Raw genomic sequence first — 25,765 nt, 5'->3', positions numbered from 1 at the left:
CCGGTGCACGGGTCAACGCCCGCCGGTCTTTCGCTCCGCCCGTTCGCCTCCCCTTCGCTCGCTTCACCTCATGACCGTCCACCCCGTCGCCGACCCCACCGTCGGCAACCTGGCCACCCCGATCAACAGCAGCTACTTCACCAAGGCGTTCCTGAACGCGCTGCCCGCCTACCGTCCGGCGTTGTCCCCCAACCGGCGTGGCCTTGAAGTGGGCATGGCCCACGGTTTCTTCCTCTATGGGCCTTTCGCCCTCACCGGGCCGCTGCGTCTCACCGAGTACGCCAGCACCGCCGGCCTGCTGGCCACGATCGGTCTGGTTTCGATCCTCACGGTCTGCCTGTCGATCTACGGCACCGCCGGCACCGGCCCCAACGTGCAGCCCCCCGACGCCACGATCGACAATCCCCCCGCAGACCTCTTCACCAAGGCCGGTTGGGCTGAGTTCGCCAGCGGCTTCTGGCTCGGTGGCTGCGGCGGCGCCGCCTTCGCCTGGTTCCTGGCCGGTACCGCTCTGGTGGCTCCGCTCACCAATCTCGCCGGTGGCGTCTGGAGTGTGAACTGATGCGCTGAGTCTTCAGCGTTCACCTTGAAGCCCCGCCCAGGCGGGGCTTTTTCATGGCCGGAACCAAGGTTGGCATCAGGTCGGCACTGGCTCCGATGCAGGAGCAGCAGCGCCAGCAACCTGGCACGTGCCGAAACGGCACCGGAGCGGGGGCAGTTTCTGTAAGGATTGTTGAACGACAGGCTTGAGTTGCGGGATCGGGTCCATGTCGGTGTCTGGTCCGTTTCTGCGCCGGCCGGTGCTCACCTTGGTGGTGACCCTGCTGATCCTGCTGGCGGGAGCGATCTCCCTGCCAGCCCTGCAGGTGGAGAACCTGCCACCGATCGCACCCATCCGGGTGAGCGTGCGCGCCAGCTATCCCGGCGGCGGCGCCCTCGCCGTGGAGCAGGGCGTCACCACCCCACTGGAGCGCCAGCTCAACGGCCTCGAGCGCCTCGAAAGCATCCGTTCCAGCAGCTCGGCGAACGGCAGCACGATCACGCTCACCTTTGAGGGCGGCAATCCCGAGCTCAACCAGATCAACGCCCAGAACGAAGCCACTCTGGCGAACCGTCAGCTGCCCCCGCAGGTGTCGCGGCTGGGGGTGCAGGTGCGCCGCAGCTCCGACGACCTGCTGATGGTGCTGGGCTTCAGCGCCAAGGAAGGCATGTACACGCCGTCGTTCCTGAGCGGCTGGGTGGATCAACAGCTGCGTGATTCTCTCCAGCGGGTTCCGGGCGTGGGCAACGTCACCGCGTTCGGCGGGGGGGATCTCGCCTTCCGGCTGTGGCTGGATCCGGTGGAGCTGGAAAAGCGTCAGCTCACCATTCTTGATGTGGAGCGCGCCCTGGCCGAGCAGAACGTGTTGGCTGCTCTCGGTCAGGTGGGCGACGCCCCCAGCCCCCCCGGCCAGCAGATCACCCTGCCACTGGAGATGGAAGGGCGCCTGCGCAGCGTGCGCGAGCTGGAGCAACTGGTGGTGAGCCGGACCGCCGATGGTGGCGTCGTGCTGCTCAAGGACGTGGGGCGGGTGGATCTCGACCTCGAGAGTTTTGAGAGCACCGGCATGAACCTGAAAGGGGATCCGGTGGTGGCCGTGCAGATCTTCCAGCGCGATGGCAGCAACGCCCTGGCAGTGAGCGATGCCGTCAATGCCAGCCTTGATCGGCTGGCCGATCAGTTTCCACCCGGGGTGGAGGTGCAGCGGATCGTCGATGTGGCCGACACCGTGCGGGAAAGCATCGACCTCACCACCGCCAGCCTGCGGGACGCTGTGGTGTTGGTGCTGGTGGTGCTGCTGCTGGCCCTCGGCAACAGCCGGCTGGCGGTTGTCACGGCCGTGGCCGTGCCGGTGGCCCTGATCGGCAGCCTCAGCCTCCTGTGGGTCACCGGCAGCTCGATCAACACGCTGAGCCTGTTCGGCATGGTGCTGGCCACCGGACTTGTGGTGGATGACGCGATCGTGGTGAGTGAAGACATCAGCCGGCGACTCGAGCAGGGCGAATCACCGGCGATGGCCGCACGCAACGCCATGGAGGAGCTGGGCGGAGCTGTGATCGCCACCTCGCTGGTGCTGGTGGCGGTGTTTCTGCCGGTGCTGGCCATGGCCGGCAGCGTCGGCCGGCTCTACCAACCGATCGCGATCACGATCAGCGCCACGATCTTGTTCTCCACGATCAATGCGCTCACCTTCACACCGGTGGCGGCGGCCTGGCTGCTTGCCCATGGCTGGCAGGAGCCGGCCCGGCTCAGAAGGTTGCTGCACAAGCCGCAGGTGTGGCTGGAGCGCCTCGGCCATCACTACGGTCGTGCCCTCGAGCGCAGCTTTCGTCGCCGGCGCCTCGTGCTGCTGGGGCTGGTGGGGGGCATCGTGCTGGCGGTCTGGGGCCTGGGGCAACTGCCCACCGGATTCATCCCCCAGGAAGACGAGGGCCAGATCCGGGGCGTGGTGATGTTGCCGGGTGGTGCCTCGATCCAGGCCACAGAAGCCGTGCTGGAAAAGGTGCGGGAACGGGTGGTGGAAGAGCCGATGGTTCGGATCGCCAACTTCTATGCCGGGCGTTCCTTCGGCGACAGCGCCCCCAACCGCGGCATCTTCTTCATCCGGCTCAAGGAGATGAGCGAACGGGGCACCAGCCGTGAAAACAGCAACGTGGCGGTGGCCCGACGGCTGGAACGGCGGCTGCGGGCAGAGATCACAGACGCGGCGGTGCAGGTGAGCGTGCCGCCAACGGTGCGCGGCTTCGGTGGCGAAGGGGGTCTGGAGCTGGAAATGCTCGACGTCAGTGCGGGACGGCTTGACCTGGCGGCGTTCGAGCAGGAAACCCGCCGCTTCATCGCAGCCGCCAATGCCAGCGGCGACTTTGAGCGGGTCAGCACGCGCTTCAGCGCGGACGCCCCACTGCTTCGGCTACTGCCCGACCGGCTGCGCATGGCCTCGCTGGGGGTTGAGCTCAACACCGTGGTCAACACGCTGGGCTCCAGCTTCGGAAGCCGCTACGTGAACGACACCTTCGAGAGTGACCGTGTGCGCCGTGTGGTGGTGCAGCTCGACGGGAGCAGTCGGAACACAGCAGATGATGTGCTTGCCCTGCAGGTGCGCAGCAGCGCCGGTGACCTGATCCCCTTGCGTGAGGTTGTGCGCATCGAGCAGTCCACGGGCCCCACCACCATCAACCGCAGCCGGCTGTCGCGGTCCATCACGATTCAGGCCGTGCCGCGCTCCGGGCTCAGCACCGGGCAGGCGATCGCTCGCCTCGAAGCCATCCAACAGGACATGGGGAACGCCTTGACGGATCTGGAGTGGGTGGGGCTGGCGCGCGAGGAACAGCAGGCGGGCGGCAAAACGCTGACGCTGTTCGTGTTCGGCGTGGTGGTGGTCTACCTGGTGTTGGCCGGTCTCTACGAGAGCTTTCTCGACCCCCTGATCATCCTTGTGACCGTGCCACTCGCCATGCTCGGGGCGCTCGTTGGCCTGGCCAGCCGAGGATTGTTCCTGGATGTGTATGCCCAGGTGGGCTTGCTGGTGCTGGTGAGCCTGGCAGCGAAGAACGGGATCTTGATCGTGGAATTCGCCAACCAGCGGCTCCAGCAGGGAGTTGGCCTGAGAGAAGCGATCGAAGAAGCGGCCATCAGTCGCCTGCGACCGATTCTCCTCACCGCGGTGTCCTCATTGGTTGGTTTTCTGCCGCTGGTGTTCGCCACCGGCGCCGGATCAGCAAGCCGGATCAGCATCGGCACCGTGGTGTTCTCCGGCTTGTTGGTGTCCACGCTGCTCACCCTGTTCGTGGTGCCGGTGATGTACCTGGAGATGAAGCTGCTGGAGGGAAGAAAGTGGTGGCCCCAGCGAAAACTCACATCAGCGGCGACCGATTCCCGGCAAGGCTGAGAGCAAGGGATTGGTCTTGAGACCCCAGGCGCCTGGATGGTCCGGGGCTGGAGACTCATGACCCTGAGGTGGACCCCGAAAACTGAACCAGCCCTGAAAAGAACTTCCCGGCCGGCCAGACTTGGCCAGGAGAAGCCCCGACTTTCGCACTTCTGTCTTGGCGCGATACTGCCTGGATCTTTCCAAGCAAGACCAGTAGAAGACCGAGCTGATGGGAAGCAAGCTGATCGTGCACCAGGCTGATACAAACAAGGCTGTCAAGATGCGGAGCTGAACAAACGCAGACCGGACATCCGCCACGCTCATTCGAAACCCGCCTCGGCTCTCCCACTCAACGCTCCTCCATCACGAGACCAACGAACGTCCGGCCCGACTTGCTGCAGATGAATCCAGATGCATGCAACTGAGTGGAGCCGCGTGCGGCTGAAGGCTGCTGGGTCCATGGTCCTCAGTGCGTGGCGGGTCGCCCCTCCCATCGACCCTCACAGTGCTTGGTCATCCCAGGACAGCGCTGGACCACACCGCACTGAACTCAACGGATCTGAACTGAGCTGAACTGGACTGGACTGAACACATGGGGCTTTGCCAGGACGAGGCCGTAGCGCTGTCGGTCAGGCTGCTCTCCACCATGGCCAGCCGTGCGCAACTGCGGAAGTGAGGCGCATGAAAAAACCCCCGGGTAGACCCGGGGGTGAAAGAGGATCGTCCCTCGAAGATCAGGCTGGCCGCAGGGTCAGCCGAATTTGCCGGAGGTGGATGCGATCAAGAAGGCTGCGTATGTGAGCACGTAGCCAACGGAGAAGTGCGCCAGACCGACCACACGGGCCTGAACGATCGAGAGAGCGACAGGCTTGTCACGCCAGCCCACCAGGTTGGCGAGCGGGGTGCGCTGGTGTGCCCAGACGATGGTTTCGATCAGCTCCTGCCAGTAACCGCGCCAGGAGATCAGGAACATGAAGCCGGTGGCCCACACCAGGTGACCGAAGAGGAACATCCAGGACCAGACGGCCAGGTTGTTCGACCCGAACGGGTTGTACCCGTTGATCAGCTGGGAGCTGTTGAGCCAGAGGTAGTCGCGGAACCAGCCCATCAGATAGGTGCTGGATTCGTTGAACTGAGCCACGTTGCCCTGCCAGATCGCCAGGTGCTTCCAGTGCCAGTAGAAGGTGACCCAACCCACCGTGTTCAGAGCCCAGAACACCGACAGGTAGAAGGCGTCCCAAGCAGAGATGTCACAGGTGCCGCCACGGCCGGGGCCGTCGCAGGGGAAGGAGTAGCCGAAGTCCTTTTTATCGGGCATCAGCTTGGAACCACGGGCGTCCAGAGCACCTTTGACCAGAATCAAGGTGGTGGTGTGCAGGCCAAGCGCGATGGCGTGGTGCACAAGGAAGTCGCCAGGGCCGATGGGCAGGAACACATCGGTGTTGCCGTTGATGGCATCGAGCCAGAAGTGATCACCAGGGATGTTGGCCGAAGCCAGGCTGGCGGCACTGCTGGGGTTCGAGAGCAGCACATCCATTCCGTACATGGCTTTGCCGGAGGCAGCCTGCACGAACTGGGCAAACACGGGCTCCACCAGGATCTGCTTCTCGGGGGTTCCGAACGCCACGACCACGTCGTTGTGGACGTAGAGGCCGAGGGTGTGGAAACCGAGGAACAGGGAGACCCAGCTGAGGTGGCTGATCAGAGCTTCCTTGTGATCAAGCATCCGAGCCAGAACATTGTTCTTGTTGGCTTCGGGGTCGTAATCACGAATGAAGAAGATCGCACCGTGAGCGAAGGCACCGACCATCAGGAAGATGGCGATGTACTGGTGGTGGGTATAGAGAGCAGCCTGCGTCGTGTAGTCCTTGGCGATGAACGCATAGGACGGCATGGCATACATGTGCTGCGCCACCAGGCTCGTGACCACACCCAGCGAAGCCAGGGCCAGACCGAGCTGGAAGTGGAGCGAGTTGTTGACGGTGTCGTAGAGGCCCTTGTGCCCAGCGCCGAGGTCACCAGGGGTGCCCTTGGGGGGGTTGTGAGCATCAAGGATCTCGCGGATCGAGTGACCGATTCCGAAGTTGGTCCGGTACATGTGACCGGCGATCACGAAGATGCAGCCGATCGCCAGATGGTGATGGGCAATGTCCGTGAGCCAGAGCGCCTCAGTCTGGGGGTGGAAGCCGCCCAGGAAGGTGAGGATCGCGGTGCCGGATCCCTCAGCGGTACCGAACACCTGGTTGACGGTGTCGGGGTTCTCGGCATACACACCCCAGTTGCCGGTGAAGAACGGAGCAAGACCGGCGGGGTGGGGCAGCACGTTGAGGAAGTTGTCCCAGCCGACGTGCTGACCGCGGGCTTCGGGAATCGCCACGTGGACCAGGTGACCGGTCCAGGCGATGGAGCTGAAGCCGAACAGAACAGCCAGGTGGTGGTTCAGACGGGATTCAGCGTTCTTGAACCAGGCCAGGGAAGGCCGGAACTTGGGCTGAAGGTGAAGCCAGCCAGCGAACAGGGCCCAGGCCGACAGGATCATCATGAAGATGGAACCCTGATAAAGCTCGGCGTTGGTCTTCATTCCGATCGTGTACCACCAGTGGTACAGGCCGGAATAAGCGATGTTCACAGGAGAGGTGGCACCCGCCTGAGTGAAGGCGGTGATGGCCCCTTGGCCGAAGTGAGGATCCCAGATCGCGTGAGCGATGGGACGGACATGCAGCGGATCGGCGACCCACTGCTCGAAGTTGCCCTGCCAGGCGATATGGAACAGGTTGCCGGAAACCCAGAGGCCAATGATGGCCAGATGACCGAAGTGGGTGGAGAAGAGCTTCTGGTAAAGCTTCTCCTCGGTCATCCCGTCATGGCTCTCGAAGTCGTGAGCCGTGGCGATGCCGTACCAGATACGGCGGGTCGTCGGGTCCTGTGCCAGACCCTGGCTGAACGAAGGAAATTTCGTTGCCATTGGGAAAGGTCAGGTGTGAGGTCAGCCGACCGCGATGAGTCGGGACAGGAAGAAGGCCCAGGTGGTAGCGATACCGCCCAGAAGGTAGTGAGCAACGCCCACGGCACGACCCTGAGTGATGCTCAGAGCACGTGGCTGGATGGCCGGAGCCACTTTCAGCTTGTTGTGAGCCCAGACGATGGACTCAATCAGCTCTTGCCAGTAGCCGCGGCCGCTGAACAGGAACATCAGGCTGAAAGCCCAGACGAAGTGAGCACCCAGGAACATCAGGCCATAAGCACTGGAAGAGGTGCCGTAGCTGTTGATGACCTGAGCGGCCTGCGCCCAGAGGAAATCCCGCAACCAGCCATTGATGGTGATGGCGCTCTGAGCGAAGTTGCCATTGGTGATGTGCTGAACGCTGCCGTCCGCATTCACCGTGCCCCACACATCGCTCTGCATCTTCCAGCTGAAGTGGAAGATCACGATCGAGATGGAGTTGTACATCCAGAAGAGGCCGAGGAACACATGGTCCCAAGCCGAAACCTGGCAGGTACCGCCACGGCCGGGGCCGTCGCAGGGGAAGCGGAAGCCCAGGTTCGCCTTATCGGGGATGAGCCTGGAGCTGCGGCTGTAAAGCACACCCTTCAGCAGGATCAGCACGGTGACGTGGATCGTGAAGGCGTGGATGTGGTGGACCATGAAGTCGGCCGTTCCCAGGGGGATCGGGCCGGCAGCCACCTTGCCACCCACAGCAACAACAGCGCCATTGAACACTTCGCTCACACCGGCCAGCGCGTTGGGCGCGGTGGTGCCGGCTGCAGCGGCGTGCAGGCCCTGAATCCATTGAGCGAAGATGGGCTTCAGCTGAATGGCGGTGTCACTGAACATGTCCTGGGGACGGCCCAGGGCACGCATGGTGTCGTTGTGGATATAGAGGCCGAAGCTGTGGAAGCCAAGCCAGATGCACACCCAGTTGAGGTGGCTGATCAGGGCATCACGAGCTTTCAGAACCCGGTCAAGCACGTTATCGATGTGCTGGGCAGGGTCGTAGTCACGGATCAGGGCAATGGCAGCGTGAGCGCCAGCACCCACCACCAGGAATCCGCCGATCCACATGTGATGTGTGAACAGCGAGAGCTGGGTGGCGTAGTCGATGCCGATGTAGGGATAGGGGGGCATCGAATACATGTGGTGCGCCACGATGATCGTGAGCGAACCGAACAGCGCGAGGTTGACCGCCAGCTGGGCATGCCAGGAGGTGGTCATGAACTCGAACAGGCCGTCGTGACCCTTGGGTGCGGGGAACAGCAGGGGATCGCCCTTCTGACCCTCAAGGATCTCCTTGATGCTGTGGCCGATGCCCCAGTTGGTGCGGTACTGGTGGCCGGCAACGATGAACAGGACAGCGATCGCCAGGTGGTGATGCGCGATGTCGGTCATCCAGAGGCTGCCCGTGACGGGATTCAACCCACCTTTGAAGGTGAGGAAATCGCTGTAGGCGGCCCAGTTGCCCGTGAAGAAGGCGGAAAGGCCCGCTCCGAAACCGGGGAACAGCTGAGCGATCAGGTCCTGGTTGAGGAATTCGTGGGGGAGGGGAATGTCCGCCACCGAGGCGATGGTCTTGCCATTGAGCACCAGCGGCTTGCCGGCATCCATGGCATCCATCAGGGCCGTGGTCGGCAGGGACACGTGCAGGAGGTGACCCGTCCAGGACAGGGACCCCAGCCCGAGCAGACCGGCCAGATGGTGGTTGAGCATCGACTCAACGTTCTGGAACCACTCCAGCTTGGGGGCTGCCTTGTGGTAGTGGAAGACACCGGCGTTGAGCATCAGACCGGCCATCACCAGGGCGCCGATTGCCGTGCAGAGCAACTGGAACTCACTGGTGAAACCCCAGGCTCTCCACACGTGGAAAAGACCTGAGGTGATCTGGATGCCGTGGAAGCCGGCGCCCACATCGGCGTTGAGAATTTCCTGGCCGAAAATGGGCCAGACCACCTGAGCACTCGGTTTGACGTGCAGAGGGTCGGCCAGCCAGCCGGTGTAGTTGGAGAAGCGGGCACCGTGATAGAAGGCGCCGCTCAGCCAGATGAAGATGACGGCCAGATGGCCGAAGTGAGCGCTGAAGATCTTCCGGGAGACCTCTTCAAGGTCGCTCGTGTGGCTGTCGAAATCGTGAGCGTTGGCGTGGAGGTTCCAAACCCAGGTGGTGGTTTTGGGACCTTTGGCGAGGGTGCGATCGAAGTGCCCGGGCTTACCGAGAACATCGAAGTCGACGGGAACGGGGTTCCGGTCAACCATGGCCTTCGCCGTTTTCCCACGCTCTGGTGGGCTGATGGTCATCGAGACGTTCCTCGAGGGACGGGGTCGAGGTGGAGGTGGAGGTCCACCGCTCCGGCCGGGTGCAGGCACCTGGCCGGCGGGCCGAACAGCACCGCGGATCGGAATCCGCCATGCCGTTGACTCCAGAGGGCAGGGGCGTGGCGAAAGCCAAAACCCGTTGCCACGACTGGGGCAAGGGCCCCGATGAGGGGACCGCTGGCGAGAGTATAGGGGCGAGCTTCTGGCCGTTTGCCGAGGAAGTAACAAAGGTTCAATCCCCTGGCTCTCCTGTCTGGGACTGGGCTCTCCCGCCCGATTCTTGTCATTGAAATGCCGGGGATAAGCCCCCATTTGTTATCCGGCAATTCCGGATGTTGGAGCGTTGATTCAAGTCCTCAGGGCGGCATCGATTCTGCGCTCACCAATGGGCCAGCAGAATGCCCAGGCCGTCGTCAGGGCAGGAGCAACGAGATGGTCATGGCGAGCCTGCCTGCCCGGAAGCTGCCGCACTTGCGGGGTTCACGCGCCTTGGGGCGGACCATCAGCGCCGGCCTGCTGTGCCTCACCGTGTTGCTCAGCGGAGGCTGGGGCTGGAGAAACGCCGGCTCACCTCCGCCTACCGCTGCACCGGCTCCGCTTGCCAGCGGCACCGTGCGCGAAGTCGCGCCGCCCCGCCCGACTGAGCAACTCAAGGAGGTGCTCAGCGCCCATCGCCCGCAGCTGACGATCGTTGCGCCGGCGCCGGACACCGTTCTTCCCGCCGACCCCTGGACCCTGGAGCTGCGTGTGGCTGACTGGCCGCTGGCGGGGACCAACCCAGACGCTCCCGGCCCCCATCTGGTGGTGCAGCGCGACCAGGAGACACCGATCCGGGTCGGTGCGACGCCTGCCAGCCGCAGCGAGGAGGACTCCGCCGATCCGCGCACAGTGAAGGTGCCGATGGAGCCGCTCACCCCGGGCAGCCATCGGATCAGCGTCTACGCCGCCTACCCCTGGGGTGAAGCGGTGAAAGCGCCCGGCGCCAGCACCCAGATCCGGTTGCACCGCGCCGCCGCCAACCCCCTGGGGGTGCCACAACCCGCCAGCCCCCAGCTGATTCCGGCCATTCCTTTCGACCTGATCCAGGCAGAACCGGTGCTGATCGACTGGCTGCTGTTCGATGCCCCCCTGCAACACCTGCGCGACGGCGACGACAGCTGGCGGTTGCGGATCACCCTCAACGGCGACAGCTTCCTGGTGGACCGTCAGACCCCGATCTGGCTGAAGGGACTGACCAGCGGGGAAAACGCCATCCAGCTGGAACTGCTTGATGGGAGGGGCGACCCGCTCAATGCACCCTTCAACTGCCTGGTGACGGCGGTGACACTCACGGCTGGGGCTCCATCGCGCTGGCCCTCCACTCCCCTCAATGACGCTGAGCTGAAGCAGGCCCTGCTGGGCGGAGCGGTCGGAACCTCCCCAGCAAAGCCGGCGCCGCCCAATCCGCCGGCGCCACCAGGGAAGCCATTTCCACTGGGGCAGTCATCTGCTTCTGGGCAATCGTCTGCTCCTGGGCCGCAGGATCCGGGCGACAGCTCGGGCGCCAGCGCCAGAACTGCGGAGGAGGAAGCAGAGGCGGAGGCGGAGGAGCCGGAACCTGCCAGCCTCGCCGCTCCTTCTGACACTGCTGCGCTCTCCGCTGCCGACCTAGCAGACGGGGAGCAGGTGGGGCCAGCATCCATCGCCGAGAAGGACGCCCCCCCACCTGAACCTGAGCTCGAGAGCCAACCTGAACGTCAGGCCAAAGCCGAAATCGAAACTCAGCTCAAAACGGGTAACGAACCTGGGCCCGAAATCGAACCAGAACACGAGCCGGAAGACCCGCCAGCTCTTGGAGATGGGATTGTCTCCATCCCTGGTGCACCTCGCGAAAGCGATGCCGACGACGGACCGACAGCCGGCCCCTCCGCCGGTGCGGGCGAATCGCCGGCGATCGGGCGTGCCAGGTTCGGCGCATGAACGACCCCACGCCTGATGCCTTGCCCTTGCCCTGCCGGGGACTCAGCCTCAGTCCTGCCGGCCAGCCCCTGCTTCAGCGGCTGCACCAGGCCGGGCTGGTGCAGGACATCGCCAGCCCCGAGGAAGCCGGCGGCACCTATCTGAGGCGGGAGTGGGGCAGCAGCCGCTCCTTCGTGGCTGTGGGTGCCTGCGGCGCCATCACCCGGCTGATCGCGCCACTGCTGCAGGGCAAAAACCAGGACCCGGCGGTGGTAGTGGTGGATCCGGCCGGACGCTTCGCCATCCCGCTGCTGGGCGGCCATGGAGCCGGGGCAGAGCGTCTGAGCCTGCAAGTGGCGGCTCTGCTGGGCGGCCAGGCCGTGCTGACTGGCGCCAGCAGCGGCAGCGGCCGCCTCGCCCTCGATGGCTTCGGCAGCGCGTGGGGATGGCGGCGCGGCAGCGGCGACTGGAATGGCCTGATGCAGGCAGCGGCCAGGGGGGAGCAGCCACTGGTGCAGCAGACCAGCGGCTCCCCTCTCTGGCGCGAGCTTGAGGCGGCCCAGCAGCTCAGCGGCGTGCCCGACCCGGCAGCTCCTGTGCTGGTGATCAGCGATCAAGTGGGCCTGGGCTGTCGCTGGCACCCTCCCAGCCTCTGGTTGGGGGTGGGCTGCGAGCGCGGCACCAGCTTCACCCTGCTGGAGCGAGCGGTGCTGACGGCGCTGCAGGAGGCTGGGTTGGCGCCGGAGGCCGTCGCCGGTCTGTGCAGCGCCGACCGCAAAGGGGATGAGCCGGCACTGCTGGCACTGGCCGCTGAGCGCCAGTGGCCGCTGCGGCTGTTCAGTGCCGCCGAGCTCGCCGTTGTGCCGGTGCCGACCCCTTCGGCGGCCGTGGCGCGGGAGATGGCCACAGCCAGCGTGGCGGAGGCGGCAGCGCTGCTGGCCGCCGGACCCGGGGGCTGCCTGCGCCAGGCCAAACGCATCGAACGCTGCCGCAGCGACGAACGCGGAGCCGCCACGGTGGCGGTCGCGGCCGCCGCGGAGCAGTGGGCGCCGCGGCGGGGCCAGCTGCATCTGATCGGCAGCGGGCCAGGCGAGCTGGCCCTGCTCACTCCCGATGCCCGTGCCGCACTGGCGGCGAGCACGGTCTGGGTGGGCTACGGCCTGTACCTCGACCTGCTGGAACCACTGCGTCGGCCTGATCAGCTGCGCTGCGACGGCCAGCTCACCCTGGAGCGGGAACGGTGCAGCCAGGCGCTGGAGCTGGCGACGCAAGGCCTGACGGTGGCACTGGTGTCATCGGGCGACAGTGGCATCTATGGCATGGCCGGGCTGGCGCTGGAGCTGTGGCTGGCCCTGCCGGCCGAGGCCCGACCCGGCTTCACGGTGCACCCGGGCATTTCCGCGCTGCAGCTGGCGGCCGCCCGCGCCGGAGCCCCCTTGATGCACGATTTCTGCACCATCAGCCTCAGCGATCGGCTCACGCCATGGGAGACGATCGAAACCCGCCTGCGCGGGGCAGCTGCGGGGGATTTCGTGGTGGCCCTCTACAACCCGCGGTCGCGCGGACGCGACTGGCAACTGGCCCGGGCCTGCGCCCTGCTGCTCGAACAGCGGGGCGGCGACACGCCGGTGGCCCTGGCCCGGCAGCTGGGGCGGCAGGACGAGCAGGTGAGCCTGCACCGATTGGCGGACCTGCCGGTGGCGGAGGTGGACATGCTCACGCTGGTGCTGATCGGCAACAGCACCACACGGGTTCAGGACGGCCGCATGGTGACCCCCCGCGGTTACCCCGGGGCTGATCTGGCCTGAGCCACGGTTGATCTTGCCCTTGACGGTGCCAACGCGGCGAAATCCGCGGACGCTGTGAAGTTGAAAGTCGGGATGACAGGATTCGAACCTGCGGCCCCTTCGTCCCGAACGAAGTGCGCTACCAAGCTGCGCTACATCCCGATGGGGAGAGGATAGGCGATCGCCGCTCCGGGGCCCCTAAATTCATGGGCTGTTCAGGCGTGGGTCCGTGTCGCAGCTCAAACCCGACTGGCTGCGCGTCAAAGCCCCGCAACGGGAGCGCATCGGCGCGGTTGCCGACCTGTTGGTCGACCTGAAGCTGAACACGGTCTGCCAGGAAGCCAGTTGCCCCAACATCGGCGAGTGCTTCGCCGGTGGCACGGCCACGTTCCTGATCATGGGGCCGGGCTGCACCCGCGCCTGCCCTTACTGCGACATCGATTTCGACCGCAGCGTGCGGGCGCTGGATCCCACCGAACCGGAACGGCTGGGGGAGGCCGTGGCCCGGCTGGGTCTGCAGCATGTGGTGATCACATCGGTGAACCGCGACGACCTCGACGACGGGGGCGCCAGCCAGTTTGTGGCCTGCATCGCCGCCGTGCGTCAGCGCTCCCCCGGCACCACCATCGAGCTGTTGATCCCCGACCTCTGCGGCAACTGGGAGGCCCTGGCCGCTGTTATGGCAGGTAAGCCCGAGGTGTTGAACCACAACATCGAAACGGTGCCGCGTCTGTACCGGCAGGTGCGTCCTCAGGGCGAGTACAGCCGCTCGCTGGAACTCCTGGCGCGGGTTCACGACCAATGGCCAGCCACTTACACCAAATCGGGCCTGATGGTGGGCCTGGGCGAAACCGACGCCGAAGTGCTCGACGTGCTCGCCGACCTGCGCCAGCACCACGTCGACATCGTGACGATCGGCCAGTACCTCTCTCCAGGGCCGATACACCTGGCCGTTCAGCGTTTCGTGGAGCCTGCCACCTTTGCAGCCTTCCGCCAGCAGGGGGAAGGGGAGCTGGGATTCCTGCAGGTGGTGAGCTCACCGCTCACCCGCAGCAGCTACCACGCCGGGGAGGTGCGGCGGCTGATGCGGGAACATCCACGCGGCGACGGCAACCTCGGCAAGGAAACCGGGGCTGGCGGCACAGCACAGCCCCTCGCGGCAACGCGGAGCTAGTGGAGCCCTAGGCGGGCACCGTGACGCGGCCCTCAGCCAGACCGACGGTGGCCAGCTCACTGGGGGGAACGAGCACCTTGAAGCGGGGACGCCACTGAGGCCAGTTGGCAAGCACCTCGGCGGCCCGGCGGCTGCCGGTGAGCTCGAGATGGGTCTCCAGCAATGGCTTGAGCAGTTGCTCCTGCTCGGGGGTGTCCAGCGGAACCATCGAGACGATCTCCGGGTTGAGCCGGGCGGCGAGTCCGTCGTGCTCGTCGAGCAGGAACGCCACGCCACCGGTCATCCCGGCGGCCACGTTGCGGCCGGTGCTGCCGAGAATCACCACCACGCCTCCGGTCATGTATTCGCAGGCGTGATCGCCGCTGCCTTCGACCACAGCGACCGCGCCGCTGTTGCGTACGGCGAAGCGCTCACCCGCCCGGCCCAGCGCAAACAACTCGCCGCCGGTGGCGCCGTAGAGGCAGGTGTTGCCCAGGATCACCTGGGCGCCGGGATCGGCCGCGCCGGCAGGGGGCACCACCACGAGCCGCCCGCCGTTGATGCCCTTGCCGACGTAATCGTTGGCATCACCCACCAGGGTGAGCTGCATGCCGCGCAACAGGAAGGCACCAAAGCTTTGGCCGGCCCCGCCCTCAAAGCGGAGATCGAGCAGACCGTTGAACCCCTTGTTGCCGTGAAGCGCGGCGATTTCGCCTGCAATCCGCGCTCCCACACTGCGGTCGGTGGTGAGGATCCGCAGCTGGCGCTGGATCTTGCCATGGCCTTCGATCGCCGCCAGCACTTCAGCGTCCTCCAAGAGGCTGTCTTCGAGGATGGGGCCATTGCCGTGGGCGGCCGCCTCGTGCTGCAGCCAGGAACGGTCGCCGGCGTGGGGAACCGTATCCAGCAGGCAGGAGAGATCCACCGAGCTGGTCTTGACCAGCTGCACCGCCCGGCGCTGGAGCAGGTCGTTGCGGCCGATCAGATCCTCCAGCCGCGCCACGCCCAGGACGCTGAGCAACTGGCGCACCTCCTCGGCCACGTAGGCGAAGAAATTCACCACGTGTTCGGGGATGCCAGTGAAGCGCTTGCGCAGCGCCTCCTTCTGGCTGGCCACACCCACGGGGCAATTGTTGGTATGGCAGACGCGGGCCATGATGCAGCCCTCGGCAATCATGGCCACCGAGCCGAAGCCGAATTCCTCGGCACCGAGCAGGGCGGCCATCACCACGTCCCAACCGGTCTTGAGGCCGCCGTCGGCACGCAGCAGCACCCGGTCGCGCAGCCCGTTGGCCAGCAGGCTGCGGTGCACTTCCGACAGACCCAGCTCCCAGGGGCTGCCGGCGTGCTTGATCGAACTGAGCGGTGAGGCACCCGTGCCTCCGTCGTGGCCGGAGATCTGGATCACATCGGCATTGGCCTTGGCCACACCGGCGGCGATCGTGCCGATGCCGATCTCAGACACGAGCTTCACCGACACCTTCGCGGCAGGATGCACCTGGTGAAGGTCGTGGATCAGCTGGGCCAGATCCTCAATGGAATAGATGTCGTGGTGCGGCGGCGGTGAGATCAGGGCGACACCGGGTTTGCTGTTGCGCAGCCAGGCGATGTAGGCATCCACCTTGGGGCCGGGCAGCTGGCCGCCCTCGCCGGGCTTGGCTCCCTGGGCCACCTTGATCTCCAGCTGGGTGCCGCTGCGCAGATACTCAGGCGTGACACCGAAGCGGCCGGAAGCGATCTGCTTGATGGCGGAGCAGGCTGTGTCGCCGTTGCGCAGGCCACCGATGGTGGGGAGGGTGGGGGAATGGCCGCCGGCGTCGACGTCGTGGAGCGGGTGATAGCGGGCGGGATCCTCGCCCCCTTCGCCGCTGTTGCTCTTGCCGCCGATGCGGTTCATCGCCACCGCCAGCACTTCGTGGGCCTCACGCGAGAGGGCCCCGAGGCTCATGCCACCGGTGCAGAAACGGGAGCAGATGCTTTCGGCGCTCTCCACCTGATCAAGGGGCAGCGGCTGGGGGGCGGGGGTGAGCTCAAGCAGGTCGCGCAGGGAGGTGACCGGACGGTTCTCCAGCAGGGTGCGGTAGGTGGAGAAGTGGTCGTAGCCGGGGCCCGCTGCCACGGCGGCATGGAGGGCCTTGGCCATCTCCGGGCTGTTGAGATGGAATTCGCCGCCGGTGCGGTATTGAACGAAGCCCATGAACTCCAGCTTGGTGCGATGGAGTTCGGGGAAGGCCTTGGCGTGGAAGGTGAGGGTTTCGCTGGCGAGATCCGCCAGGGTGAGGCCCGCCACTCGGCTGGTGGTGCCTCGGAATGCCAGCTCGATCAGGTCGGCGCCGATGCCGATCGCCTCAAAGATCTGAGCCCCGTGATAGCTGGCCAGCATCGAGATGCCGATCTTGGAGAGGATCTTGCGAAGGCCGGCTTCCAGGGCCTGGCGCACATTCGCCTGGGCCGCAGCGGCATCAATGGCGGGCAGCCGACCCCGCTCGATCAGAGAGATGGTCTTGGGCAGCTGCAGCCAGTGGCGCGTGGTTTCCCAGGTGAGCCAGGGGCACACAGCACTGGCACCGAAGCCGATCAGGCAGGCCAGGTGATGGGTGCTCCAGCACTGAGCGGTGTCCACCACCAGAGAGCAATGCAGCCGCAGGCCCAGACCCAGCAGGTGGTGGTGCACCGCACCCACGGCCAGCAGAGGCGGGATATAGGAGGTGGTGGGCGAAAGACCAGATCCGCAGCGGTCGGAGAGCACCAGGATTTCGGCCTGGTTTCGCACGGCCTGCTCCGCCTCCTGGCAGAGCCTCTGCACCGCATCGCCGAGGCCGGCCGGCCCCGCTTCCACCGGCAACAGGGTGGAGAGGGTGATGGTGGCCAGGCCCTGCTCCGGCAGTGCCTTGAGCTCCGCCTCATTGAGCAGCGGCGACTGCAGATGCAGCACCGAGGCAGAACCGGGCTCGGGCCGCAGCGGTGAGCCCCGGCGGCCGAGGTGCATCTCCAGGCTCATCACCAACTCTTCCCGCAGGGGATCGATCGGCGGGTTGGTGACCTGGGCGAAGCGTTGCTTGAAGTAGTCGTAAAGGAGGTGGGGCTTGGAGGACAGCACCGCCAGGGGGATGTCGTCACCCATGCAATACGTGGGCTCCTTGCCCTGGCCAGCCATGTCCTCGATCACCAGATCGAAGTCTTCGGCGGTGAAGCCGAAAGCGGTCTGGTGCTGGAGCAGGTCGAGGGCCCCCAGGCTCGTCTCGGTGATCCAGGGCCGGCTGTCGAGCGCGCGGCGGTGCTCCAGCAGCCAGGCGCCGTAGGGATGGCGGGCCGCCACTTCCTCCTTCACCTGCCAGTTGCGCAACAGGCGGCCCTGCTCGAGATCGACGGCGAGCATCTGACCGGGGCCGAGACGGCCCTTTTCGATGATGCGGCTTTCGTCGATCTCCAGGACGCCGGTTTCCGATCCCATCGCCACCAGGCCGTCGCTGGTGATGCAGTAGCGGGCGGGGCGCAGACCGTTGCGATCGAGCGTGGCACCCACGCTGCGGCCATCGCTGAACACCAGCAGGGCCGGGCCATCCCAGGGTTCCTGCACACAGGCTGAATAGTCGTAGAAGGCCTGAATCGCTGGCCGTGATTCCAGCTCCGGTTGCTGCCGGAACGCCTCGGGCACGAGCGTGAGCAGGCTGTCGGTGATCGGCCGACCGCTGCGCACCATGAGCTCGAGCATGGCGTCGAGGTTGGCGGAATCGCTGAAGGCGGCGTTGACCACCGGCTTGAGGTCGTTGGCGGCGTCGCCCCAGATCGCATCGAGGTGCGACTGGGCAGCGTGAGCCCAGTTGATGTTGCCCAGCAGGGTGTTGATCTCACCGTTGTGACCCAGCAGGCGCATCGGCTGCGCCAGGGGCCAGCGCGGCAACGTGTTGGTGCTGAAGCGGCGGTGGTACACGGCGAAGCTCACCGCGAAGCGGGGGTCGCGCAGGTCGGCGTAGAACGCCGGCAGCACCTCGGAGCGCACCATGCCCTTGTAGACGACCGTGCGGCTGCTGAAGGAGGCGAAGTAGAGATCGCTGGGGCCGGGGCCCCAGGCTTCCCTCACCAGATCCCCGACGCGGCGGCGGCAACGGAAGAGCAGGGCTTCGAGCGCATCGCCAGCCACCTCGCCTTCCACGAGCCACTGCTCGATGGCGGGGGCCGTCTGGCGGGCCAGTGGGCCGAGCACCTCAGGCGCTACAGGCACCTCACGCCAGCCGATGCTGCGCAGGCCCAGGCCGGCGGCCGCCTGCTCACAGAAGGCGCGTGCCACAGCTCGGCGCTCCGCCTCGGCGGGCAGGAACAGCATCGCCAGACCGCGGGGCCGACCCTGTTCGCTGCGGGCGGCGGGCCAGACCGCTTCCAGGTAGGGCCAGGGGATGCCACAGAGGATGCCGGCACCATCCCCGGAATCGCCGTCGCCACCGCAGCCACCGCGGTGCTCCATGCAGTGGAGACCATGCAGGGCCTGGGCGAGCAGAGCATGGCTCGCCTCGCCGCTGAGCTGGGCCAGAAAGCCAACGCCGCAGGCATCGCGCTCGCCCGCCACGGCCTCAGGCGCCGGACTGTCGCAATGGGGCCAGACGGGACGGGAGAAGTGAGGCATAACCCAGGAGAGACCTGCGGTGACCGGCGGCAAACCCGAACTGCGGGATTGACCGCTCCTTGAGGAAGGGGAACTCTAGAGACAGGCCCACGGGGTTAGCGTTCACCACCAACGGAAGCTGGCCTGATGCCGAGGCCTTCGCCATTGCCGCTGTTCCGCCGTCGTGCCAGGCGGGAAGCCGTTGCTGGGTCTGGCGCCATCCAGGTGAGCGGCGGCCTGAGGCGTGTGCTGCTGCTGGGCAGCGCGTTCGTCAGCGGCAGCCTTTGCGCCGCATCGCTGCTCATCGCTCCGGGAGCGGGGGCGCAGAACCGGTGGCCGCCGCCCGTTCCGCCGCCCCCGGCCCGCGAACCTCAGCGCCTGCCGCAACGCTTCGGCACAGCATCCACCGCTGAGACCGGCCAGCGCCTGGAGATCAACGGCCGCCGGCAGACGGCTCGCTGGGAGCAGCGGGGCTCCGCCAGCCGGGGGGATCTGGAGCTGTGGCTGCCCCTGGAAGTGCTGGAGGGCCAGCTGGGCTTCACCAGCCGCTCGTCCACACAGGGAGGCCTGGAACTCGAGTGGTTCGGCCGCACGCTGCTGGTGCCTGCCGGGGCTCAGCGCAGCCTCGACGACGAGGTGGCCGTGGATGTGAGCCGCCTGCTGCTGGATGCCGGCGTGAGCTGGCAGCGGCAGGAGCGAGGCACTCTGCGGCTGGAACTGCCGGCGGCCACGCTGGAGCAGATCCGGGTGTCCTCGCCGGGGGCGATCGCCAGCTCGGGCGTACGGCGTGTGGTGCTCGATCTCAGCGGCCCGACATTCGTGCGGCGAGAGGCTGGCGAACTGCAGATGGCGCTGCGCAGCACCCCGGCCCAGCTGGCCCAGCTGCAATCCCTCGGCCTGCAGGCGCGACCCGGCAGCGACGGCCTGACGATCGCCTTGCCGGCCAGCGGACCCGGGGCCGTGCTCACCCTGGGCGGGCCGGCCCGCGTGGTGCTTGATCTGACCGGTGCAGCTCCAGGTCCGGTGCGCGCCACCGCGCCAAGCACCGCCCAGCTGCAGGCCCTGCTCAACAAGGGCATCACCGTGGAGCGACAGGTGCGCGCCCTCGGCAACCGACGCATGCTGGTGAACAGCGTGCGGCTCGATCCCCGCCGCAGCCCCGTGGAGCTGCGCCTGCTCACCAGCGCCGAGGGGATGGAAGGCCTCACCTCCCTTCCTCAGCTGGCAGGGCAGGAACAGGCCCTGGTGGCCATCAACGGCGGGTTCTTCAACCGGGTGCGGCGTCTGCCCCTGGGAGCCCTCAAAGACGACGGGCGCTGGCTTTCAGGACCGATCCTCAACCGGGGGGCCGTGGGCTGGCAGGACGGCGCCGTACCGCAGTTCGGCTGGCTGAGCCTCACGGAATGGGTGAGTGACGGCAGCGGCCAGCGCCTGCCGGTGATGGCCCTCAACAGTGGCTATGTGCAGCGAGGCCTGGCGCGCTACACCGCTGAATGGGGGCGAAGCTATCGGGCGATCAGCGGCGGGGAAACGGCCCTGCTGGTCAACGGCAACGTGGTGCGGCAGCAGTTCAACAGTGCCCAGCTGGAACAGGGCATCGCGCTTGGCCCCGAGGACGTGCTGCTGGTGGGGCGGGGCGGGGTTGTGCCGCCGTGGGACGTGGGCAGCCGGTTGAGCCTGAGCAGCCAGCCGACCCATCCGCTCGGCCAGAGCCGCTCGGTGCTCGGGGGTGGTCCGCTGCTGCTGCTGAACGGGCGCACCGTGCTCAATGGCAGCGCCGAAGGCTTCAGCGCCGCTTTCCTGCAGCAGGGGGCGCCCCGCACGGTGATCGCCAGCGATGGCTCTCAGATCTGGCTCCTCACCCTCCAGGGGGTCGAGCATGCGGGGCCCACCCTGCGGGAAACGGCCCAGCTGCTGCAGCAGCTGGGCCTGCGCGATGCGCTCAACCTCGATGGCGGCAGCTCCACCGGCCTGATGCTCTCCGGCACCCTGTCGGTGCAGGGCCGAGGGGTGGCCGCCCGCATCCACAACGGCCTGGGTCTGGTGCCTCGTGACCCCTCTCGCGCCGCCGACGCCTCAGAGGGCTCCACAGCCAGCTCCCCCTGAGACCGCTGCCTAACGGCGAGCTGTTACGTAACGGTGGGCTGCTGCTGAACGCGGGCTTACCGCATACCCGCGGGCTCCGGACTGGAACCTGCATGCGGCGCGGAAGCCTCCCATGGCCGGACAGCTCGGCAGGGTCGGGGCGCTGCCAGAGTGAAGGCCACCACGCCATCCTTGCTGAGTTCTCCCAATGCCCCGAGGCCTCACCGTGCAGCTGACGCCGGCAGCCGCCGCCGAACTCGGTCGCCAGGCCGCTGTGGCCGGCACGCCGGGGCTGATGCACCTCGATCTGGTGGAGGGCACCTGCGAGCAGTGGGTGATCCGCCTGCGTCCGGGGCATCTGGCCGGCACCCCTGTGGCCCGTGCCGATGGCCTCACCCTGCATGCACCCGCCGACCAGATCGGCCAGCTGGCCGGCCTGAGCCTTGATTACCGCGGCGATCTCAGCGGTGGCGGGTTTCTGATCCGGCCGGGCGAGGGGGTGGCGTGCTGCCCGTGCGGAGCCGCCTTCAGCCGTCAAGGGCGTCGGGGTGCCACGACAAAGTAAGGTGGCGGATTGTGGAAAACGGTCGGACGTCCGACCCATCTCTCCGGCCCTCAATGCCCACGATCCAGCAGCTGATCCGCTCCGAGCGGCAACGCCTCACCCGCAAGACCAAATCCCCAGCGCTGCGGGCCTGCCCCGAGCGCCGTGGTGTGTGCACCCGCGTGTACACCTCCACGCCGAAGAAGCCCAACTCGGCGCTTCGCAAGGTGGCCCGCGTGCGGCTCACCTCCGGCTTTGAGGTCACCGCCTACATCCCCGGCATCGGCCACAACCTGCAGGAGCACTCCGTCGTGCTGATCCGCGGCGGTCGGGTCAAGGATCTGCCCGGGGTCCGCTACCACATCATCCGCGGCACCCTCGACACCTCCGGTGTGAAGGATCGCCGCCAGAGCCGCTCCAAGTACGGCGCCAAGGCTCCCAAGGCCTGAGTCCTGCCTCTTCGTTTCCCTTTCCCGCTTCCCTCTCCTCAGGTTTATGTCACGCCGCAACGCTGCCGAGAAGCGCCCGGTTCTCCCCGACCCCCAGTTCAACAGCAGGCTGGCAACCATGGTTGTGGCCCGGCTGATGAAGCACGGCAAAAAGTCCACCGCACAGCGGATTCTTTCTGATGCCTTCGGGCTGATCAGCGAGCGCACCGGCGCCGACGCGCTGGAAGTGTTCGAAACCGCCGTGCGCAATGCCACCCCCCTGGTTGAAGTGCGCGCCCGCCGCGTTGGTGGCGCCACCTACCAGGTGCCGATGGAAGTGCGGCAGGAGCGGGGCACCGCCATGGCTCTCCGCTGGCTGGTCAACTTCTCGCGCGCCCGCAACGGCCGCAGCATGGCCCAGAAGCTGGCAGGTGAACTCATGGACGCGGCCAACGAAGCCGGCAGCGCGGTGCGCAAGCGCGAGGAAACCCACAAGATGGCAGAAGCGAACAAAGCCTTCGCCCACTACCGCTACTGAGTTCACCGGCTCTGCCTGGATCGCGGAATCCCGGCACACCAGAGCTAACCCTTACACTTACTCCGCATTTTTGTCGATCACCCTTCGGAGACCTCAGCTCGTGGCCCGCGCCTACCCCCTGGAACGCGTCAGAAATATCGGGATTGCCGCCCACATCGACGCGGGCAAAACCACCACCACCGAGCGGATTCTCTTCTACTCAGGTGTCGTCCACAAGATGGGCGAGGTGCACGATGGCGCCGCCGTCACCGACTGGATGGAGCAGGAGCGGGAGCGCGGCATCACCATCACTGCGGCGGCCATTTCCACCAGCTGGAAGGACAACCGCATCAATATCATCGATACCCCCGGCCACGTCGACTTCACGATTGAAGTGGAGCGGTCGATGCGGGTTCTCGATGGGGTGGTGGCTGTGTTCTGCGCCGTGGGTGGCGTCCAGCCCCAGTCCGAAACCGTGTGGCGGCAGGCCGATCGCTACAACGTGCCCCGCATCGTGTTCGTCAACAAGATGGACCGCACGGGTGCCAACTTCCTGAAGGTCTACGACCAGATCAAGGACCGCCTCAAGGCCAACGCGGCACCGATCCAGCTGCCGATCGGAGCAGAAGGAGAACTCAAGGGCATCATCGACCTGGTGCGCCAGAAGGCGATCATCTACACGAACGATCTCGGCACCGACATCCTCGAGGGAGACATCCCCGACGACATGAAGGAAGAAGCCGCACTCTGGCGCGGCAAGCTCATGGAATCGGTGGCCGAAACCGATGAGGAGCTCCTCGACAGTTACCTTGAAAACGGCGAACTCACCGACGAGCAGCTGGTCAAGGGCATTCGCGTCGGCGTGGTGAAGCACGGCCTGGTGCCGATGCTCTGCGGATCCGCCTTCAAGAACAAAGGGGTGCAACTGGTGCTCGACGCAGTCGTCGACTACCTACCCGCACCGGTGGACGTTCCGCCGATCACCGGCCTGCTGCCCGATGGCACCGAGTCCAACCGTCCCTGCGACGACAATGCTCCCTTCAGCGCACTGGCCTTCAAGGTGATGGCCGACCCCTACGGCAAACTCACCTTCGTGAGGATGTACTCGGGGGTGCTGCAGAAGGGCAGCTATGTGATGAACAGCACCAAAGACAAGAAGGAGCGGATCTCCCGCCTGATCCTGCTCAAAGCAGACGATCGCGAAGAAGTTGACGAACTGCGCGCTGGTGATCTCGGGGCCGTTCTCGGCCTCAAGGACACCACCACCGGCGACACGCTCTGCGTGGAGAGTGCGCCCATCATTCTGGAATCCCTGTTCATCCCAGAACCGGTGATCTCGGTGGCGGTGGAGCCGAAGACCAAGGGCGACATGGAGAAACTCTCCAAAGCACTGCAATCCCTCTCTGAGGAAGATCCCACCTTCCGCGTTTCCACCGACCCCGAAACGGGCCAGACCGTAATCGCCGGCATGGGCGAGCTTCACCTGGAAATCCTGGTGGATCGCATGCTGCGGGAGTTCAAGGTGGAAGCCAACATCGGCGCTCCGCAGGTGTCTTACCGCGAAACGATCCGCGGCAAGGCCAAAGGTGAAGGCAAGTTCGCCCGCCAGACCGGCGGTAAAGGCCAGTACGGCCATGTGGTGATCGAAATGGAGCCGGGTGAGCCCGGTTCCGGCTTTGAGTTCGTCAACAAGATCGTCGGCGGCATCGTGCCGAAGGAATACATCGGTCCTGCCGAAAACGGCATGAAGGAAACCTGCCAGTCCGGCGTGATTGCCGGTTTCCCGATGATCGATGTGAAGGTCACCATGGTGGACGGGTCCTACCACGATGTCGACTCTTCGGAGATGGCTTTCAAGATCGCTGGTTCGATGGCCTTCAAGGACGGCGTCAAGAAGTGCAATCCTGTACTCCTTGAGCCGATGATGAAGGTGGAAGTCGAAATCCCCGAGGACTACCTCGGTTCGGTGATCGGCGACCTCTCCTCACGTCGCGGGCAGGTCGAAGGCCAGTCCATCGACAACGGACAATCCAAAGTCCAAACCAAGGTGCCCCTGGCCGAGATGTTCGGCTACGCCACCCAGCTCCGATCCATGACCCAGGGTCGGGGTATTTTCTCGATGGAGTTCAGCCATTACGAGGAAGTTCCTCGCAATGTGGCTGAGGCCATCATCTCCAAGAATCAGGGCAATTCCTGATCTCTCACCCCCAACCAACACCCCCGATTCTTTCCTTCAATGGCTCGCGAGAAGTTTCAGAGGAACAAACCTCACGTCAACATCGGCACCATCGGCCACGTTGACCACGGCAAAACCACCCTCACCGCCGCCATCACCAACGTGCTGGCATCCCTTGGCCAAGCGAAAGCTCAGGCCTATGACGACATCGACGGTGCTCCTGAGGAGAAGGAACGGGGCATCACCATCAATACCGCCCACGTCGAGTACGAGACAGAAGGCCGTCACTACGCCCACGTCGACTGCCCGGGTCACGCGGACTACGTCAAGAACATGATCACTGGTGCCGCCCAGATGGACGGCGCCATCCTGGTGGTGGCCGCCACCGATGGCCCCATGGCCCAGACCAAGGAGCACATCCTGCTGGCCAAGCAGGTGGGCGTGCCCGCCCTGGTGGTGTTCCTGAACAAGAAGGACATGGTCGACGACGAGGAAATCCTCGAGCTCGTCGAACTGGAAATGCGTGAGCTGCTCAGCAGCTACGACTTCCCGGGTGACGACATCCCCATCGTGGCCGGCTCCGCTCTGAAGGCTCTCGAGTTCATCCAAGGGGGCGGCAAAGGCAACCGGGGTGACAACGAATGGGTCGACAAGATCCTTGACCTCATGGACGCGGTGGATGAATCCATCCCCGAACCCGAGCGCGAAATCGACAAGCCCTTCCTGATGGCTGTCGAAGACGTGTTCTCGATCACCGGTCGTGGCACCGTGGCCACTGGCCGGATCGAGCGCGGCAAGGTGAAAGTGGGCGAAACCGTTCAGATCGTCGGCATCAAGGACACCCGCGAAACCACCGTCACCGGGGTCGAGATGTTCCGCAAGCTGCTCGACGAAGGCATGGCGGGCGACAACGTCGGTCTGCTGCTGCGCGGCATTCAGAAGGAAGACATCGAACGCGGGATGGTGCTGGTCAAGCCCAACTCGATCAAGCCCCACACCAAGTTCGAAGGTGAGGTCTACGTCCTGAAGAAGGAAGAAGGCGGCCGTCACACCCCCTTCTTCGCCGGCTATCGCCCGCAGTTCTACATCCGCACCACCGACGTGACCGGCCAGATCACGGCCTTCACCGCCGACGACGGCACCAACGTGGAGATGGTGATGCCCGGTGACCGCATCAAGATGTCCGCCGAGCTGATCTGCCCGGTGGCGATTGAGCAGGGCATGCGCTTCGCCATCCGCGAAGGCGGCCGCACCATTGGTGCGGGCGTGGTGTCCAAGATCGTGGAATGATCCTGATCTAGGGTCTTGGCCTTGG

General features: G+C 65.8%; 13 protein-coding genes, 1 tRNA gene and 1 pseudogene. 11 read left to right on the top strand and 4 right to left on the bottom strand.

Annotated elements, in window-relative coordinates:
* Positions 1-70: 70 nt before the first annotated feature.
* The gene (locus KBZ19_RS13880) at positions 71-562 is read left to right on the top strand and encodes a photosystem I reaction center subunit XI (RefSeq protein WP_094514333.1); all 492 of its coding nucleotides are present in this window, start codon (positions 71-73) and stop codon (positions 560-562) included.
* Between the two features lie 205 nt (positions 563-767).
* Positions 768-3,929 carry an efflux RND transporter permease subunit gene (locus KBZ19_RS13875; protein WP_255101345.1) on the top strand — a complete coding sequence of 1,054 codons (3,162 nt, stop codon included), beginning with the start codon at positions 768-770 and terminating at the stop codon, positions 3,927-3,929.
* Between the two features lie 733 nt (positions 3,930-4,662).
* Here the strand turns inward: KBZ19_RS13875 and psaB are convergent.
* Positions 4,663-6,876, bottom strand: a complete 2,214-nt coding sequence (gene psaB, locus KBZ19_RS13870) for a photosystem I core protein PsaB (RefSeq protein ID WP_094514338.1) — start codon at positions 6,874-6,876, stop codon at positions 4,663-4,665.
* A 21-nt stretch (positions 6,877-6,897) separates the two neighbouring features.
* Complete coding sequence (psaA, locus tag KBZ19_RS13865) at positions 6,898-9,201, bottom strand: photosystem I core protein PsaA (protein WP_094514341.1); 2,304 nt, start codon at positions 9,199-9,201, stop codon at positions 6,898-6,900.
* A 507-nt stretch (positions 9,202-9,708) separates the two neighbouring features.
* Between psaA and KBZ19_RS13860 the strand changes: the two genes are divergently transcribed.
* Both KBZ19_RS13860 and cobJ read left to right on the top strand, forming a co-directional pair.
* Positions 9,709-11,178 carry a hypothetical protein gene (locus KBZ19_RS13860; protein ID WP_255101344.1) on the top strand — a complete coding sequence of 490 codons (1,470 nt, stop codon included), beginning with the start codon at positions 9,709-9,711 and terminating at the stop codon, positions 11,176-11,178.
* Positions 11,175-12,965 (top strand): precorrin-3B C(17)-methyltransferase, encoded by a 1,791-nt coding sequence (cobJ, locus tag KBZ19_RS13855; protein ID WP_255101343.1) that lies wholly within the window; start codon positions 11,175-11,177, stop codon positions 12,963-12,965. Before KBZ19_RS13860 ends, cobJ begins: the two co-directional genes overlap by 4 nt.
* A gap of 67 nt (positions 12,966-13,032) precedes the next feature.
* On the opposite strand, the gene KBZ19_RS13850 is transcribed toward cobJ, so the two are convergent.
* Positions 13,033-13,106: transfer RNA gene (locus tag KBZ19_RS13850), tRNA-Pro, on the bottom strand.
* Between the two features lie 67 nt (positions 13,107-13,173).
* Between KBZ19_RS13850 and lipA the strand changes: the two are divergent.
* Positions 13,174-14,046: pseudogene (gene lipA, locus KBZ19_RS13845) on the top strand (lipoyl synthase); the annotation flags it as partial.
* A 79-nt stretch (positions 14,047-14,125) separates the two neighbouring features.
* Here lipA and gltB read toward each other — a convergent pair.
* Positions 14,126-18,721: a glutamate synthase large subunit gene (gene gltB / locus KBZ19_RS13840; protein ID WP_255101342.1), complete on the bottom strand. Its 4,596-nt coding sequence runs from the start codon at positions 18,719-18,721 to the stop codon at positions 14,126-14,128.
* Positions 18,722-18,847: 126 nt separating this feature from the next.
* On the opposite strand from gltB, the gene KBZ19_RS13835 reads away from it, so the two are divergent.
* The 6 genes from KBZ19_RS13835 (at position 18,848) to tuf (ending at position 25,740) form a co-directional block, all read left to right on the top strand.
* Complete coding sequence (locus tag KBZ19_RS13835) at positions 18,848-20,806, top strand: phosphodiester glycosidase family protein (protein ID WP_255101341.1); 1,959 nt, start codon at positions 18,848-18,850, stop codon at positions 20,804-20,806.
* 187 nt (positions 20,807-20,993) lie between these two features.
* Positions 20,994-21,350 (top strand): AIR synthase, encoded by a 357-nt coding sequence (locus tag KBZ19_RS13830; protein ID WP_094514356.1) that lies wholly within the window; start codon positions 20,994-20,996, stop codon positions 21,348-21,350.
* A gap of 53 nt (positions 21,351-21,403) precedes the next feature.
* Positions 21,404-21,778 carry a 30S ribosomal protein S12 gene (gene rpsL / locus KBZ19_RS13825; RefSeq protein WP_094514358.1) on the top strand — a complete coding sequence of 125 codons (375 nt, stop codon included), beginning with the start codon at positions 21,404-21,406 and terminating at the stop codon, positions 21,776-21,778.
* 46 nt (positions 21,779-21,824) lie between these two features.
* On the top strand, positions 21,825-22,295 hold the full coding sequence (gene rpsG / locus KBZ19_RS13820; protein WP_094514363.1) for a 30S ribosomal protein S7: 471 nt from the start codon (positions 21,825-21,827) through the stop codon (positions 22,293-22,295).
* 100 nt (positions 22,296-22,395) lie between these two features.
* Positions 22,396-24,471 carry an elongation factor G gene (gene fusA, locus KBZ19_RS13815; protein WP_094514365.1) on the top strand — a complete coding sequence of 692 codons (2,076 nt, stop codon included), beginning with the start codon at positions 22,396-22,398 and terminating at the stop codon, positions 24,469-24,471.
* A 39-nt stretch (positions 24,472-24,510) separates the two neighbouring features.
* Positions 24,511-25,740 carry an elongation factor Tu gene (gene tuf / locus KBZ19_RS13810; RefSeq protein WP_094514369.1) on the top strand — a complete coding sequence of 410 codons (1,230 nt, stop codon included), beginning with the start codon at positions 24,511-24,513 and terminating at the stop codon, positions 25,738-25,740.
* Positions 25,741-25,765 lie beyond the last annotated feature (25 nt).

Origin of the sequence: Synechococcus sp. L2F (assembly GCF_024345695.1) — a bacterium.
In the GTDB taxonomy this organism is placed as follows: Bacteria; Cyanobacteriota; Cyanobacteriia; order PCC-6307; family Cyanobiaceae; genus MW101C3.
Note: the sequence above shows the minus strand (reverse complement) of the source record. Positions and strands in the feature narration are given on the sequence as shown.